At 58.5% G+C, this 14,386-nt stretch carries 17 protein-coding genes and 3 pseudogenes; 15 read left to right on the plus strand and 5 right to left on the minus strand.

Features of this window, described 5'->3' with window-relative positions; all coding sequences use genetic code 11:
- Positions 1–158, minus strand: a 158-nt coding sequence (locus tag BLR85_RS28745; protein ID WP_139188291.1) for a transposase, incomplete at its 3' end; no start/stop codon positions are given.
- A 445-nt stretch (positions 159–603) separates the two neighbouring features.
- On the opposite strand from BLR85_RS28745, the pseudogene BLR85_RS30395 reads away from it, so the two are divergent.
- Both BLR85_RS30395 and BLR85_RS30400 read left to right on the plus strand, forming a co-directional pair.
- Positions 604–914 (plus strand): annotated as a pseudogene (locus BLR85_RS30395) (ArdC-like ssDNA-binding domain-containing protein); the annotation flags it as partial.
- 39 nt (positions 915–953) lie between these two features.
- On the plus strand, positions 954–1,514 hold the full coding sequence (locus tag BLR85_RS30400; protein WP_342028817.1) for an ArdC family protein: 561 nt from the start codon (positions 954–956) through the stop codon (positions 1,512–1,514).
- 92 nt (positions 1,515–1,606) lie between these two features.
- Here BLR85_RS30400 and BLR85_RS25320 read toward each other — a convergent pair whose 3' ends face one another.
- The 3 genes from BLR85_RS25320 to BLR85_RS25330 form a co-directional block, all read right to left on the minus strand.
- The gene (locus BLR85_RS25320; protein WP_244520873.1) at positions 1,607–2,704 is read right to left on the minus strand and encodes a Fic family protein; all 1,098 of its coding nucleotides are present in this window, start codon (positions 2,702–2,704) and stop codon (positions 1,607–1,609) included.
- Between the two features lie 298 nt (positions 2,705–3,002).
- Positions 3,003–3,374 carry a hypothetical protein gene (locus BLR85_RS25325; protein ID WP_093164021.1) on the minus strand — a complete coding sequence of 124 codons (372 nt, stop codon included), beginning with the start codon at positions 3,372–3,374 and terminating at the stop codon, positions 3,003–3,005.
- Positions 3,367–4,188 (minus strand): hypothetical protein, encoded by an 822-nt coding sequence (locus tag BLR85_RS25330; protein ID WP_093164025.1) that lies wholly within the window; start codon positions 4,186–4,188, stop codon positions 3,367–3,369. Before BLR85_RS25330 ends, BLR85_RS25325 begins: the two co-directional genes overlap by 8 nt.
- Before the next feature lie 135 nt (positions 4,189–4,323).
- Between BLR85_RS25330 and BLR85_RS25335 the strand changes: the two genes are divergently transcribed.
- The 3 genes and pseudogenes from BLR85_RS25335 to BLR85_RS30065 all read left to right on the plus strand — a co-directional run bounded on the left by BLR85_RS25335 (position 4,324) and on the right by BLR85_RS30065 (position 5,554).
- On the plus strand, positions 4,324–5,040 hold the full coding sequence (locus tag BLR85_RS25335; protein ID WP_093164028.1) for a hypothetical protein: 717 nt from the start codon (positions 4,324–4,326) through the stop codon (positions 5,038–5,040).
- A 43-nt stretch (positions 5,041–5,083) separates the two neighbouring features.
- Positions 5,084–5,263: pseudogene (locus BLR85_RS30060) on the plus strand (transposase); the annotation flags it as partial.
- A 45-nt stretch (positions 5,264–5,308) separates the two neighbouring features.
- Positions 5,309–5,554 (plus strand): helix-turn-helix domain-containing protein, encoded by a 246-nt coding sequence (locus BLR85_RS30065; RefSeq protein ID WP_244520876.1) that lies wholly within the window; start codon positions 5,309–5,311, stop codon positions 5,552–5,554.
- Between the two features lie 123 nt (positions 5,555–5,677).
- Here BLR85_RS30065 and BLR85_RS25345 read toward each other — a convergent pair whose 3' ends face one another.
- Positions 5,678–6,403, minus strand: coding sequence for a mechanosensitive ion channel domain-containing protein (locus BLR85_RS25345; RefSeq protein WP_093164035.1), 726 nt, complete (start codon positions 6,401–6,403; stop codon positions 5,678–5,680).
- A 349-nt stretch (positions 6,404–6,752) separates the two neighbouring features.
- On the opposite strand from BLR85_RS25345, the gene BLR85_RS25350 reads away from it, so the two are divergent.
- From BLR85_RS25350 to BLR85_RS25390, 10 genes and pseudogenes are all read left to right on the plus strand, one after another.
- Complete coding sequence (locus BLR85_RS25350) at positions 6,753–7,955, plus strand: serine hydrolase domain-containing protein (RefSeq protein ID WP_093164038.1); 1,203 nt, start codon at positions 6,753–6,755, stop codon at positions 7,953–7,955.
- A gap of 479 nt (positions 7,956–8,434) precedes the next feature.
- Positions 8,435–8,710, plus strand: coding sequence for a hypothetical protein (locus BLR85_RS28750; protein ID WP_139188550.1), 276 nt, complete (start codon positions 8,435–8,437; stop codon positions 8,708–8,710).
- A gap of 220 nt (positions 8,711–8,930) precedes the next feature.
- Positions 8,931–9,242, plus strand: a complete 312-nt coding sequence (locus BLR85_RS25355; protein WP_093164042.1) for a hypothetical protein — start codon at positions 8,931–8,933, stop codon at positions 9,240–9,242.
- Positions 9,243–9,268: 26 nt separating this feature from the next.
- A complete protein-coding gene (locus BLR85_RS25360; RefSeq protein ID WP_244520874.1) occupies positions 9,269–10,138 on the plus strand; it encodes a hypothetical protein in 870 nt (289 codons plus the stop codon).
- A gap of 50 nt (positions 10,139–10,188) precedes the next feature.
- Entirely contained in the window at positions 10,189–10,659 is a 471-nt protein-coding gene (locus BLR85_RS25365; protein ID WP_244520875.1) for a hypothetical protein, read from the plus strand.
- A gap of 72 nt (positions 10,660–10,731) precedes the next feature.
- Positions 10,732–10,950 carry a DUF3955 domain-containing protein gene (locus tag BLR85_RS30635; protein WP_093164052.1) on the plus strand — a complete coding sequence of 73 codons (219 nt, stop codon included), beginning with the start codon at positions 10,732–10,734 and terminating at the stop codon, positions 10,948–10,950.
- On the plus strand, positions 10,947–11,330 hold the full coding sequence (locus BLR85_RS25375; protein WP_093164055.1) for a hypothetical protein: 384 nt from the start codon (positions 10,947–10,949) through the stop codon (positions 11,328–11,330). Before BLR85_RS30635 ends, BLR85_RS25375 begins: the two co-directional genes overlap by 4 nt.
- 153 nt (positions 11,331–11,483) lie before the next feature.
- On the plus strand, positions 11,484–13,508 hold the full coding sequence (locus BLR85_RS25380) for an alpha/beta hydrolase (protein WP_093164058.1): 2,025 nt from the start codon (positions 11,484–11,486) through the stop codon (positions 13,506–13,508).
- Between the two features lie 95 nt (positions 13,509–13,603).
- Positions 13,604–14,006, plus strand: a pseudogene (locus BLR85_RS25385) (IS6 family transposase); the annotation flags it as partial.
- Positions 14,007–14,138: 132 nt separating this feature from the next.
- Positions 14,139–14,386: transposase (locus tag BLR85_RS25390; protein WP_139188551.1), on the plus strand; the 248-nt coding region annotated here is incomplete at its 3' end.

Consider the following 14,386-nt stretch of genomic DNA (forward strand, 5'->3'; position numbering starts at 1 on the left):
CTCATGCCGCCATACTCCTTGCGCCATCGGTAGTAGGTCTGCTGCGTCACGCCAATCTGGCGAACGGCATCGGCAACCGAGCTGCCCTGACCTTGCAGCACTTCAACCTGCCGCAGCTTCAGCACGATCTCCTCGGGTTTGTCTCGCTTTCCAGCCATCGTTTGGTCCTCCTGAAAACGGGATAAAGCTATCCCAGTTGGTGGACCACTTCATTGGGGGCACTCCAGTTTTCTTCCGGGCGCGTCCCCCGTTCCGGTGGTGCGGGGGCCGGGCTTTCGTGAACCAAGCCCCTGCGTCTCTTGGCCGTCCGGCATCAATCCCTCGCGCATCTACCTATAGGGCAGCCTGCGGCTGACGTTGGTTTCTTCTTTTTGGCGGCTTGCAGCCTCCAAGTAGGGGTCTGCGACCCCGGGACCGTCAAGACGAGTCCGAGCACGGCGGGGCGTTTCCCCGTCTTTCGGTCGCGATGCTCCCTGCAAGACGGGTGATCCCCCTCATCCCCGCCGCGGTCTTGACGGTGCCACCCCCGCTCATTGGCGCGGGCCTAGTCCGTTTGCAGCAGCGACCGGCGCTGCGCGCAAACGCGAATGAGGAGAAAGACCAATGAAATGTGATGTTTATGAGAAAGTTACCAATGCCATTGTGGCCGAGCTGGAAAAGGGCGTGCGGCCTTGGATGAAGCCATGGGATGCCGCGCATGCGGCGGGACCCGTGAGCAAACCGCTACGCCATAACGGCCAGCCTTACAACGGGATCAATATCTTGATGCTGTGGGCGGCCTGCATGGAAAAGGGATACAGCGCCCCGATCTGGATGACCTTTCGGCAAGCCAAAGAGCTGGGGCGAACGTCCGCAAGGGCGAGAAGGGCGCGCTTGTCGTCTATGCGAACACCATCACCCGCACCGAGGAAAACGCCCAGACCGGCGAAGAAGAAGAACGCGCAATCCCGTTCATGAAGGGATACACGGTTTTCAATGTCGAGCAGATCGAAGGGCTTCCAGAGCACTACACTGCGAAAAAGTCACCGCGGCTCAATCCCGATGAGCGGATTGCCCATGCCGAAGAGTTTTTCGGGAGCACGGGGGCAGACATCCGCAGCGGCGGAGACCGCGCATTCTATGCCCCGCAGCCTGATTTCGTGCAGATGCCGGATTTTGAAAGCTTCAAGAATGCGGGATCGTATTACGCGACACTGGCGCATGAGCTGACCCACTGGACGAAGCACGACCGCCGCCTTGCCCGCGATTTTGGCGGGAAAAAATGGGGCGATGAAGCTTACGCCATGGAAGAGCTTGTCGCCGAGCTTGGTGCGGCCTTTCTCTGTGCGGATCTGGAACTGACCCCGCAAATTAGGGACGACCACGCCCCTTATATCGACGGCTGGCTGCGCGCGATGAAGTCCGACAAGCGGGCGATCTTCACCGCCGCCGCCCACGCCCAGAGGGCCGCGGATTTTATGCATTCGCTGCAGCCTGTGATCGAGGAAACCGCGAAGGAAGGAGTCGCCGCCTAAGGCGGCTTCTTTCGCCCCGGAAAAATTCCGCGCCCGCCTTCCGGCGGGCGCCAACCTTTGCGCCTTGTTTCTCGGGTCTTAGTCTTCGGGTCTTAGCCCTCGGGGAAGAGCCCCGGCATCCACCGCTCGGCGTATTTGGCGGGGAAGGCCAGGTGCAGCGGCGCGCGCGTGCTTTCTGAGCGAAGAGCTCCGGCCTTAAGCAGGGCGGAGGTGATCCGGCGCGCGGCGCGCTCGCTCATGCCAAGCATGCTATCGACCTCGCCGCGCTCCAATACGCCCTGATAAAGAACGGCCTTTAAAACCATGTCGGATTTCGGGGGCAGGTGACCTGACCGCATTTCTTCCTCTGCCCAGATCATGATCCGGTCGCGTAGCCGGTCCGCCTGCATTAGCGTGCTCATGAATGCGACCTGATCGATGCTCACCCGCAGAAAAAAATCTGTGAAGGATGCCAAGGCCGCTTCGCTGAGTGTGCCGCGCCCATCTCGATCGCCGCGCCGGTCCCCATCGCAGGCCTGCAAATGGGCTTTATACTCCGCCTCTTGCCGGGCAAGACCGCGGGCAACGGACCAGAGTCCCCGTGTATCGAGAGAGCTGCGCAACATGGCATAGGACATAAGCCGCGCCACGCGCCCGTTGCCGTCCATGAAAGGGTGTACCCAGAGCAAGCGGTGATGCGCGCAGGCCGCCGCCAGGATCGACTCGATCCGGCCCGCGCCGCTATAGGCCTTATGCAGACGCTCAAGAAAGCGCGGGACAGCGCCGGGGCTTGGCGGGATATGGCGCCCAACCTGCACATAGCGTTCGCGGAGCTCGCCAGGGACGACAGGAAGCTTTTCCTTCGTTTCGGGGTCCTCAACGAAGAGCAGGTCTTCAGGGAGCAGCTCACAAAACCGGCGATGAATTTCGATGATGGACGCCGGAGCGGTCGGCGCGTTCTGGAGCCCGCCGTCATCGATCCATTTCTGGACGGTGATATGCGCCTTGGCTTCGAGCTGAAGGTCGCGCTTTTTGGGGTCGGCGCTATAGTCACCCGCAAGAGCCCGTTCAATATCAATAGGGTGGGTGTTGTGCCCCTCGATCAGGTTCGAATAGTAGCAGTTCATCGAGCGCACCAGATCGGCCAGCGCCGTCGCGATGGACTCCGGTAAACTGCTGCGAAAGGCGGCGGATTTCTCGGCCAGTTCCAACGCAAGATCACCGAGCGCAGCACGGTGCGCCGAGCCCTCACTGACCATGAGGGGTTCAAAGAGACCTATACTTTCGCCGTCGTCGTGTGCCATGGTTGTCCTGCATTCTGGCCGGTTTATGGGCCGGATAGTTAAGGTTACTTATAGTAATGATATCATAGTTATATCCCGCTTGGAAGCTTTCTGAAAGCTGTCATTTTGGCCGCTTTCTTGGCCGGTTTTCTGGCCGGTATTCTGGCCGGTTTTCCAGACGGCGGACATCAGCCAGCGCGGCAATCCGCGCTGGCTCTCGGTACGCTCAATGAAACGCCATATGAAACACCGTGGCCCAGAACAGGAGGCCGGTCCCGACTATCAAGGTGAGCAGCACCATAGCTGCTAGATCGATCGCCTTGATGGCCAGTTCGGTAAGCCCTCTTTGCTTTTTTGTCGGCTGCGCAGGCGTCGCCGGGCGCGCGCGCGTCAGTTCCTGCTTTTTGATCGGTGCCGTTTCCACGAGAGAGATCGTCTTCAAGCTCGCGAAATTCAGACCGTTATCGGTTGTCGATTTCGCCTTGGTCGTCTCAAGCTTGAACTCCCGCGGCTTCATCGCGATCCCACTAAGCGTTGTGGGATTGTGGAAGGGGTTCGTAAGGCTCGCCATGATATCGCGGTATTCTCTTTCATTCATCGTCTTCTCCTTTCGCTTCGATGAAGCCCCACTCACCTGTCTCGTTCAGGATCGCGGTGCGGTTGTCTTCGAGCCGAACCGGCAAGACGCCGGGTCCAGGTAGGCCGAGAGGCGTCTCTCTCGCGTCGCGCTGCGGGAGCTTGCCGCTGCGCTGCGCGTGATCTTGCTCAGGGCTTAGCGCCGTGCCGCGCCCGTATCCGCGTTCACCTTCAATGATCGCGATGTGGCTTTCGATTTCGCCGAATATCTCGACAGCGGCCTCGGTGCCGTACACATCCATGAAGCTCACCTGGGTCTTGATGTGATCGAACATCAGATGATGGCTGTCGGCGTAGACAAAGCCCGGCTCGTAGCTCTCTCCTTTCTTTGATGCCTCGCGCAGCCGGTGCTCGATCTGCCGGGCTTCCTTCTTGGCCTTGCTGTGCTGCGGCATGGAGAAGCTTCCCATCTCGTTGCGAGGAATCTCGCGCCAGCCGCGACGCGAGCGGAACCCGAAACTCTCTGCGCTGATCACGATCAGATGCCGCTTGCGGATAAGGCGCGCCCAGCCCCAGCGTTGGATCGGCGCGGTGATCAGCGATCCCAGGCACCCGCCGATGGCGAGTGCCGCCGCACTCTCGCCTGCGGCTCCCGCAGCGGCGAGGCTGACCCCGATGCCGCCCAGGGCGCTGCAAGCCGCAAGCGCGCCCGCGAATTTGTGGCGCAGCGGGGTGAGCGCGCGGGCTTCCAATGTGAAGACCGGCAGGTCCTTATCGTCGCGCTCGACGTAGACGGTGACGTGTCCGGTTTCAGAAATGCGCACGGGCTCGTTCATGACTTGTCCCTCCTTGTGCAGGAGAGATGGGGCGGTTCGAGGCAGGCTTTGCTCGCGGCTTGCTCGTTTTGCAGGGTTGAGCGGGGCAGCCCCAGCCGTCACATTGGGAAAGAGAAATTCTGTTCCGCTGCGACCATGGATACGAAAGCTGTAATACCCGCTCTTGATGGCCTTGCGGTCACAGACGAGCTCAAAGCCTTCATCCGGCAGGAGCTCGGGCGCTACCGTGCCTTCCGCTCGGCCGATGATGGGGAGGCCCCTTCGGTTACGCAGCTCGCCGGAGAGATCGAGGCTGCCGACGGCACAGTAGAGTTTGGCACAGAGACGCTCCGCCGCTTCTTGAAGAACGAGCCGCAAAAGACGCGTGCGGGAACGATCAAGGCGATTGCCCGTTATCTGATCGCCAAAGATTGGCTCCAGCCGAAAGATTTGGAGTTGTACACCGGGAGCGATCACCTCCGCGCCGCCCTTGCGCTCGGTGAATTTTTTAAGGTCCGATCACGGAAAACCGTCCATGACTTTTACAAATCGCTCTCGCGCAGCTTTGCGCAAATAACGCTCGCCGCCGATAGGGTGATCCGTACTGCATGGACGATCACCTTCGAGGAAAACCGTGGCGTCGCTAGTCTTGCGGAAACGGTTTCATCTTTTGAGGTCAGCCGCGAGTCCGCTCTCTACAAACGGCTTGCGGCAGACCCGTCCGCGCGCACTGGTATTTCTGAAGCCGAGTTCGACGCGCATCGGGAAGAAATGGAACTCGTGACGGAAGTGCGCTCGCGCGGGTTTGTGATCGGTGATCACCGCTTCCTTGTGTCTGACGTCAGCACCCGACGGAGAGATTTAGGGGTTTGAGCAACGGAGGGTTCTGGTTCATCGAAGCTGATAAGGAGCGAAGATGAACAAGAAACCCGGAACATCGAAGGATTCCGCTGACAGGCTGGTCAGGGGGATCAAGCGGAAGACTCGCAAGCATTACTCATCGGAAGAGAAGATCCGCATCGTGCTGGCTGGTCTTCGTGGCGAGGAAAGTATCGCCGCGCTTTGCCGCCGTGAGGGGATCGCCGAGAGCCTGTTCGAAGACCGCGGGGCGAACCCACCAAGCATAGCTGACCTTTGCAAGGTGGCCAACGTTGGCGCAACTACATTGCACTTGTGTTTCAATGAAGTATACGGTGTGTCACCAATTGCTTACTTGCAAGCGAAAAGGATTACACAAGCCCGCTGTGCGATCCTGGATGCGGAAAGGGCCCCACGTTCCGTGAAAGATGTTGCCCTGTCGCTTGGGTTCACTCACAGCGGTCGCTTTGCGAAACGATATCACAAACTTTTCGGGGAACTCCCGTCAGAGACTCTAAACAAGCGATGAACTCGCAGGATGCCCGGAGCTGGCCATCGCTAAGGCTTGACCTCACTGCATTTTGTGTACGTATCTGAGCACCGCCTCTGGGCTGGGCGTTGTCAGAAATTCGCTGCGAGAAGCGTCGCCGCGTTACAGCCGACTGGCAGGGCGCTTGCGCTCGAACCTGACATCCTGCACCTCGGTCGTCACCTCTATACCCGCCTCAGTGAACGTCTTGTGGATGTTGGAGAAAAGCTCTGCGCGCCCGGCAAAGCTCGACATGTAGCCGTCAAAGTGCACCCAAAGCGAGTAGCGGTAGGGAAGTGACGACGCGTCGGCCAGCCGGATCACGGGAGCCGGACGCGGCAGGAGCGCCTGACATTGCTGGGCCGCTTCCCGGAGGAGAGACTTCACGCGCTCCGGGTCCTCGGGCCCCGACACAAGGATTGTAAATGTGTCCGCGTAGAGTTGGCCAGACTTTGGCAGAATCCGCAGGGCTTGACGTGCCAGCTGCGCATTCGGAACGACGAAGATCGCACGATCCCAGCCCCGAAGATGCGTCGCCCGCCAATCCATGTCGATAACCTCCGCGATGGTACCGTCCTCCAGTACCACCCAATCGCGGCGTCGGAAGGGGCGCTCGATGGAAAGCGCGACCCCTGAAACAACGTCCGTGAGCGTCTGCCGTAGCGCGAAGGCGAGGACCGCGGCAAAAGCGCCAGCGACCAACGTCAAACGCGGAAAATCGTTTGCGGCAAGGAAGACGAGCAGGCCTGCAAAGAGACAGACCCCATAGACGGGCAGTCCCGCGACGATCGCGGCGATGGTCTCGGCATCCTCGTGGGTGCTGGCCTCCCGGCTTGTACCGGCCACCATCGACGCGACACCCTAGGGGTGGCAGGGTCGCGGAGGGTTAACGAGGGCGCGTCACCCTTGGACGATTAGGGCTACGGCCGAACGCCGGCCTCTACCAGTGCAGTCTCCGACCTGATTCGTGGACAATCTCTGAAGCTGCAGAAAATGCTGCAAACGCAGATCGCTCTGCCTTTCATCACGAGCGGAACTCTCAAGGTTTGCCTTTTCAGCAACCGTCAAGAAGGCGGGGAGCGGGCATTCTCTATGGTTCAGACCACGGGTCTATGAACCGGCACGGCGTCGGTGATACGGTCGAACGACGCGTGTGATCGGGCCACGTGGAGAACCTGGGAAATCCGTGGGGAAGCCAATGAGAACTGTCGAAACCTCGATGCTGACGGGTGGTATCCTCTCTTGGTTATTGGCGACGGCAGCATTTTGTGAATTCGTCGGGGTGGACCTTAAAACTTGTGGCGATGCACCTGAACCACCTGGTGCCTTGGTCGAGGCACTGGACAAGTTGCTGAAAGACACGGTGGATCCAGTGGGTACCTATTCCAAAGACGGAATGAACGCGCCCGGTGCCGTCCTGCTCGTCCGATCCAACGACTGGGCGTATTTCAAGGCGGCGGGTATTTCCGACTTTGACAACAGCGCGCAGCTTGAGTGCGAGATGCCATTCGAGATCGGCAGCGCCACCAAGATGGTGACTGGAACGGTCCTGATGCAGTTGCAGGAAGAAGGCCGTCTTAACCTAACCGATCCGCTGCAGGCACATCTGCCGGAGATCGCCGGCCGATTGCCATTCGGCGACCGTATCACGCTCAGGCACCTTGCGACCCACACCTCCGGTGTCTTCAGTTACACCGACGACGCTCCGGACGGGACGCCCGGGATAATGGAAGGCGCGCTGAAGAACCCGGACATGCTGGCCGTGAGCCGAACACCTGCGGAACTGGTGGAATTCGCCATTGCCCACGGCGAACCGAGCTTTGAAGCAGGCGCCGATGACCATTGGTCCTATTCAAACACCGGCTACATCCTGCTCGGATTGATCATCGAGAAGTTGGAACAGGCACCGCTGGCGGAGGTGTTCAAGAGACGCGTGTTTGAACCTGCAGGAATGGCGAACACGTTCCTGTGGAATGACGTTCCGTCTCCTGAGGTCGGCCTGTCGCGGGCCTGGTACAAGGCGCCTTTCGACCTGGAGACGACCGGCTGGAACCTATCCCAGGGCTGGGCGGCCGGCGGCATTATCTCGACAGCGCCGGACATGGCTCTCTTTATCGAACGGCTGATGGCCGGGTCGCTGTTTGCTAAAGCCGGTACACTCGACGCCATGGCCGATGGCGTACCGGCGCCGTATCCAAATCTGTCCTACGGTATCGGCCTGATAGGCAAGCCAGGCGATATGTTTGGGCATGGCGGCCAGACCATGGGATTTGAAAGCGATACAGCGCATTCGCCTACAAGTGGGACGACCATTGTCTTCTGGACAAACTCTGCAAGCAGTACAGCCGTTCTTGGGGTGCCGCTGATAACGATGGCGCTGGATGGGGCAAAGGTGCAGTAGGCAGTCCGTAGAGTTTGCGGGGGCGGCAACGGTTCAACCCGTGGCATCCGTGGACGGCTTTCCCACCGCCGTTCGCCCACAGCCGAAATTGCCGCACCATGTGTGTAAACTTGATTGCGGCGGACCTCTCCGCGACCTCGCTTCGACGACCGAGGCCGGTTCCAAAGAGCAATGCCGACGGTTTCCGCCAGAGTGAAGGCCCCAGCCGAGACAAATTGCCAACCGGTTGCCCCAAACGCGACTGCAGGTTCTGAAGCCTTGCCCCAAGAACAGGTCTGCGCCAAAGTTGGATTGCCGCCTCACATGTCCAATTTCCATGGATGCTCTTTTCCACGGGCGAATGGTCCGGCGGACCGCACAAGTAAATGACATGGGTCAATGTCGTTGCGGCGCACATGGCGCATCGTTCAATGCGTCAAATCGAAATCAGCCAAAGGCAAGGCAGTTCTACAGACAAACTTGGACCAGGGAGAGAACCAATGAACAATCGGATTGTGCTGCTTGCAGCAATCTTGGCAACTGCATCACTTGCCGGATGTGTAGAAGACACGGGATCCGCAAGCCCTACTACCTCCAGCGGTCTGACACCTGGCTCCAACGAGCAAGCATATTATGACGATGGCTGTGTCGCAGGTACTCAGGATGGAAAAGCGAGCATGAGCAGCGTCTATCAGCGGTATTCAGACCAGTATGACACGCGCTTTGAACCCTATTTCCGGCAGGGTTATGAGGCTTGCTGGGCTGCCAACAGATAGCGCTCTGGAGCGTTGCAACGCGTAATCTGATGCCGGCCCTCTGATCGGCATCAGAAACACTTGGGGGATATGATGCCATGAAACGCTTCGTGTTTCATCTAAGTGCACATGTATCTGTTTCCACCCAAATCTGACGATGGTGCTTCTGGTAGCCATTTGACGATTTTTCGAAAGCTGAATGCCTCCTGCACAAAACAATTCAACAAGAAGGAACTGCGAAATGGGAAAAACAATACTCACGCTGCTTGTAGGTATCGTCGTCGGCGGAGCGGGCGCACTCTTCTTTGGCGGCGGCGCTTTGATGGGGGTCGGCGCCGGTGCGGGCATTGCCACCGGCCTGTCAGCCGGAATCTGCTCGACGGTAACCGCAGCAGAAGAGCTTGGCATCATGACCGCCGAACAAGTTGACGAAGTGCTGACCAAGGCGGCGCTGGATGCGACCGGACAGGCCAGTTTGACAGACGACCAGATGATCGTCGGTTCCATCGCTCAGTGCGAAGAGGTCATGGCTAGCCTTCGTGAAAGCAAATAATCTGCTAGGATAGCGAGACATAGGCCGTGCGGTCCGAGTGCGTCGAGTGTCATGACGGCCCGGTACACTGCACGGCCATCAAAAAAACTATTGAATACAGAGGGAACGACGCGCTGATGCGGAACATACTGAATGCAGCGATACTGGCTTCATTTGGCGGCATCCTTCTTGCCACCACGGCATTGGCGGACTGGACCTACAGCGGGCCTCCGTACCCCAATGCCACGATCCAGACAAACGACATGTCCCTTGAGGTGCAGTGCGACAGGATCAGGTTTGCTCCGGCCGGGTATGAGGATTCGCAGGATATCGTGCGAAAGAACGGCCTTTCCTTTCGTTTTCTGGTAAACGGATCGCAGGAAGTCGCTTCTTTCCAGATGGGACGCGAAAACTCGTTCGTCCAGATCGTGGACAACTATCCTGTCGAGATCCAGCTCAGCGACGAGGCGGATTATGCGTTCGTCCTCGACCAGATTGCCGCAAATGCCACCCTGAACCTGTCGATGGTCGATCAAGACGTCAGTTACGGCATTTTTGATCTCAAGGGATCGGGTGCAGCCATCCAGTCGCTCCGGGCCGAATGTCGTGCATTGGACCAAACCTCCGCGCCCTTGGAGGCACCAGAAGGTGTGGTCTATTGCGGCGGCGGTGGGATCAAACGGCAGATCGAGTTTGAGATCCTCGATGATGCCAGCGATGAATGGGACGCGCGCGTCACCGTGAACGGCGAAACGCAGCGGGCGATGACGGCCTACAGCTATTTCGGCAACTCCGAACCGGTCAAGGATTTCGTGGTTGCCTTGCTTGCAGAGGACCGGTCCGAGTTTCTGATCTTCCGCAATCGGATGGAAAACTGGCTGGAGTTCGGCGACTATCGGTACGACCAATGCAACTGATGCCGAGACCAGATACCGCGTCATGTGTCTCCTTCGGGATTGGCAGGATCTTGGCCGCAGCGCTTCTTGCGACAATAACGGCCCTTCCGGTGCCTGCCTTTGCGTCCGAGATATCGGAGCTTCCGGAGAAGCTTCGGGAAAAGGTCGTCCAGGCCCAACAGGCCTGCTCTGATTTCGAAGACGGCCAGTTCTCGCTGGAATGGGGTGCAGTCACGCGCGTAGATCTCGACGGGGATCTGAGATCGGACTGGGTACTGAACGAGATGTTCTTTACCTGCTCGTCCGCCGTGTCCCTTTATTGCGGAACCGGCGGGTGCATGTCGCATTTCCTTGTCGGGGACGAGTTTGCCTCTCTGCTCAATCGAGGTTGGGATGTCGTGGATCTTGGTCCCAACCGTGTTCTACTGACAGATGTTCACGGGTCGCAATGCGGCGGGATCAATCCAACTCCATGCGTCACCGCAAGCACGTGGGACAAGGAAACGGCGCAATGGCGGAGCACGACAGCCGAGTGGGAATAGCTCTCGGGACGGACATTCCCAGATCGCACTGCGCCCCAGGACGGCGGGCGGGTACAGGACAGGGGTAGTCTCATGCGAAGGTCGATTTTGATTTCGCTGGTGCTGTTGGGGATTGGGGCCGCACTCTGGGCGGGATACGCCTCTCAGGGATCTTATGTCGATACCGACGGTGTCTTGCGCGAACCATTTCATCTCCTGGCATTGGGGTGGTTTTTCGTGCTCGCGGGCGGGGCCGTGATGGTGTTTGCAGCCGGCGTTGCGGTGCTAAGTCGGATCTGGAGGCGGAAATGAGAATTCGAAATGCGGTGAACCCGATCCCGGCCACGACACCCAAAAACAAATTCACGGGATCGAGTAGCGTGCGATCGTTCGCAGCCGGATGCACCATGGCTTCGGGCCTCCTGGTTGCAGGATGTACAGAGCCGCCGGTTGAGGTTGCGATCAGCGAGCCGGATCCCGATCTCGTATTCGTCCGTGGCTACCGGAACCCGTCCGACGAATGCCAACTTGTTGGTGAAAGCGCGTTCACTGTCGAATTTCTGGATGACGCCTCCGATCTTGTAGCCTGCCCGACGGGAAGTTCGGCGATGGAGACGCTGATGGTGGAAACGGGAGCACAGATGGTCACCCAGACGAACAGCGTCACGTTCTTCAGCTTGGCCTACCGCTGAGTTTTGCGAGAGCACCTCGCTCGTGGTTCCGGTACAAGTGGCGGGTCATACCTCACCCGGGTTGGAGATCTGGTTGACTGGCATTGTGCGTCGTTCAAATAACCCGGCCTCCGACGAGTCCGGCACGGTTCTTACGAATTCAGGAGGTATCCCATGAAAAAATGCGCATATCTGACGTCTATTCTACTGGTGGCCTCGCTTGTCAGCCCGAATTTCGGTGCAGCCGAAACTCTAGATGCCCCTGAAGAAAGCGCCGAAGTCACGGACAAGGAGTCTGTGAATACAAATAGTCACGATCTGGAAGGGGCCCTCGAACAGCTGTCAGCTCTTGCACCGCCACCTCGGCTCTCCGATCGGGAGCCTGGTCTGCACACAATCTCTTGTTTGCCTGGAACCGTTCGAAACCCGATCGAAGTGGAGGGTGCGACCTATACCTGCGGCGTCCTTACCGTGCCGCAGAATTGGGGCAGCCCGGACGGTCGCAACCTCGATCTAGGATTTCTGGTGGCCAGGGCGACTGGCGAGACCCCGCAACCAGACCCTCTGATCTTTCTGGCGGGTGGTCCCGGTGCATCTGGTGTCCTTGCAGGAAATTTCGATAAATATGAGCGTGTACGGACTGAGCGCGACATCATCTTTTTCGACATTCGCGGTGTCGGAGTCAGTCAGCGTCTAGGCTTTGAAGAATGCCTCGTGCTGGCCCTCGAGAACAATGCCCCAGCCGACCAGATTAATGCCTTGCAGGCAGCTGCAGTCAGGTTCTTGGCAATCGCAAATGGCGAGGCCGCTCCGTCGACTCCTGACCTTTCTGACCTGGACCTGCCTCTTCTCAACGCCACTTGCTGGGAGCAATTTATCTCAAGGGGGATCGACCCCAACCAGTTCACAACAGCTTCCAGTGCTCGTGACACGGTCGAACTGATCAAGGCGTTGGGCCGTGATGCTTTCAATATCGAAGGCGCATCCTACGGCACGCGTCTTGCGATGACGATTATGGACAACATGGCCGAATACGAGAATGCACCTGAACTTCGATCGGTTATTTTGGATTCAACGTTTCCGCCCTCTGTCTATCTGATCAGAAGCCTCGTGCGTTCTGACCACGACTTCATGTTGCAATTGTTGGATGAGTGCCAAGCGGATGCGGTCTGTGACGGAGCTTATCCCAATCTCGCGGCACGTCTCGCTGCGTTGCTGAACAGGCTCGAGAAAACGTCGCTCAGAGCGAACGGTGAGACGGTCACGATTGATGATGTCGTAGATCAACTCACTGATGTCACGAATACCCGGGCTGGGTTCATACCCAGAATGATCGCCGAATTGGAGCTAGGTGAATTGGATACCTATCTCGCCTTGCGCGCTGGAGAAATTGGTACCGACCCGGCAGAACCCCTACCGGCGGCCGCTTTGGATTCAAGTGACCCGGTGCAGGCTTTCATAGCCGATGCGTCGGCCCTTCTTGATGATAACGCGGCAGCAGAATTCCGTGTCTACGTGAACATTGGACTGGTCCAGGAAGAGCCACTCCTGACGCTGCAGGCTATCATCGCGGAAGGCTTCCCCGGCGAAACCGGCGACCAGATGTTGGAGACGCTGCAAAAGCTGACCCGTCCGGACATTGCCGCGTCTCCCTATGTCGCGCAACAAATCGCAATCATGGCTTCTGCGGAAGGCACCCCAGAAATGCAGATGGCCAATATGCGTCTAAGCATTGCCGGTGGACTCCCGCATTTTCTGTTCAGCTCGATTCACTGCGCTGACGACATTCTGCATGAACGTTTCGAGGATGCGGTGAACAGCTACAACGACCTGCAATTCCCGCAGCTCGCCGATCTGGACATGTCGCGGACGCAGGCAAGTCGCTGCGAGAAATGGCCAATTTCCGCTGCACCCATTGAGGTCAAAGATCCGGTGAGTAGCAGTGTTCCGACGATAATCTTGCAGGGCGCTTACGATTTCCCCACACCAGTCTACATGGGGAGACGCGCAGACCGCGAGTTAGAAAGCAGCATCTTGGTCCTCATTCCGCAGCAAGGACATGGGACTTGGAATCACGCGGAGAGTTGCGTTGGGCGGATTGCCACTGGCTTTGTCCGGAATCCGGACACGGAGATCGAACTTGGTTGTGTAGAAGCGCGCGAGCCGCAATGGGCACTACCTCTCGAAGGACAGCCGTAGGCGAAACTAGAACCCACCTGCAAGGCAACAGGCTCGCCGGGCATGTCAGAGGAACCTGGCTTGCGGCGGGGCAGGGCGCCGACTAGCCTCCCATGATGTCGAAACCTGACCCGTTCAAAATATTTCAAGACGAGCCGCGAGATCATCCGCCTGGCGGTGATGCTCTACGTACGCTTCTCCTTGTCGCTGCGGAAAGTCGAAGACCTGCTGCACGAGCGCGGGATCGACATCAGCCATGAATCCGTCCGGTTCTGGTGGCAGCGTTTCGGCCCGATGTTCGCCTCCGAAATCCGCAAGAAACGCGCCGAGCGTCTGCGTTCAGGGCCGCAGTGGCAATGGCATCTTGACGAGATGTTCGTGAAGATAAATGGCGAGCGGCACTATCTGTGGCGGGCCGTCGACCACGAAGGTGAGGTCCTGGAGAGCTTCGTGACGAAGACACGGGACAAGAAGGCGGCATTGAAATTCTTGAAGAAATCAATGAAGCGCTACGGTCGCCCCCATATGGAGCAAGAACCAGCCCCGAGCCAAGAAACCTGCAAGAGAGGTGGCTCGGGAAATCTGAACGGTTGAGTTAGGTGGATTTTCTGCTCCCGATCCGGCAGCGATGCCGGGAAGAAGGAGCGAAAGATGGCAAGACGTCCGAGAAGAAACCACAGTGCCGCGTTCAAGGCGAAGGTCGCATTGGCGGCGCTGAAGGGCGACAAGACGATGAGCGAACTGGCCACCCAGTTCGACCTGCATCCGAACCAGATCAAGCAGTGGAAAGACCAGTTGCTCGATGGCGTGTCTGATGTGTTCGAGGACAAGCCGAAGAGCAAGGAACCGGAAATCGACATCACCTCCCTACACGCGAAGATCGGTCAACTCACCTTGGA

Source organism: Aliiruegeria lutimaris, from assembly GCF_900099935.1.
In the GTDB taxonomy this organism is placed as follows: Bacteria; Pseudomonadota; Alphaproteobacteria; order Rhodobacterales; family Rhodobacteraceae; genus Tropicimonas; species Tropicimonas lutimaris.

Excerpts from the sequence above, each read along its gene's own strand:
- BLR85_RS30400 (WP_342028817.1), top strand. The coding sequence starts at position 954 with ATGAAGGGATACACGGTTTTCAATGTCGAGCAGATCGAAGGGCTTCCA.
- BLR85_RS25325 (WP_093164021.1), bottom strand. The coding sequence starts at position 3,374 with ATGAATGAAAGAGAATACCGCGATATCATGGCGAGCCTTACGAACCCC.
- BLR85_RS25330 (WP_093164025.1), bottom strand. The coding sequence starts at position 4,188 with ATGAACGAGCCCGTGCGCATTTCTGAAACCGGACACGTCACCGTCTAC.
- BLR85_RS25335 (WP_093164028.1), top strand. The coding sequence starts at position 4,324 with ATGGATACGAAAGCTGTAATACCCGCTCTTGATGGCCTTGCGGTCACA.
- BLR85_RS25345 (WP_093164035.1), bottom strand. The coding sequence starts at position 6,403 with ATGGTGGCCGGTACAAGCCGGGAGGCCAGCACCCACGAGGATGCCGAG.
- BLR85_RS25350 (WP_093164038.1), top strand. The coding sequence starts at position 6,753 with ATGAGAACTGTCGAAACCTCGATGCTGACGGGTGGTATCCTCTCTTGG.
- BLR85_RS28750 (WP_139188550.1), top strand. The coding sequence starts at position 8,435 with ATGAACAATCGGATTGTGCTGCTTGCAGCAATCTTGGCAACTGCATCA.
- BLR85_RS25355 (WP_093164042.1), top strand. The coding sequence starts at position 8,931 with ATGGGAAAAACAATACTCACGCTGCTTGTAGGTATCGTCGTCGGCGGA.
- BLR85_RS30635 (WP_093164052.1), top strand. The coding sequence starts at position 10,732 with ATGCGAAGGTCGATTTTGATTTCGCTGGTGCTGTTGGGGATTGGGGCC.
- BLR85_RS25375 (WP_093164055.1), top strand. The coding sequence starts at position 10,947 with ATGAGAATTCGAAATGCGGTGAACCCGATCCCGGCCACGACACCCAAA.
- BLR85_RS25380 (WP_093164058.1), top strand. The coding sequence starts at position 11,484 with ATGAAAAAATGCGCATATCTGACGTCTATTCTACTGGTGGCCTCGCTT.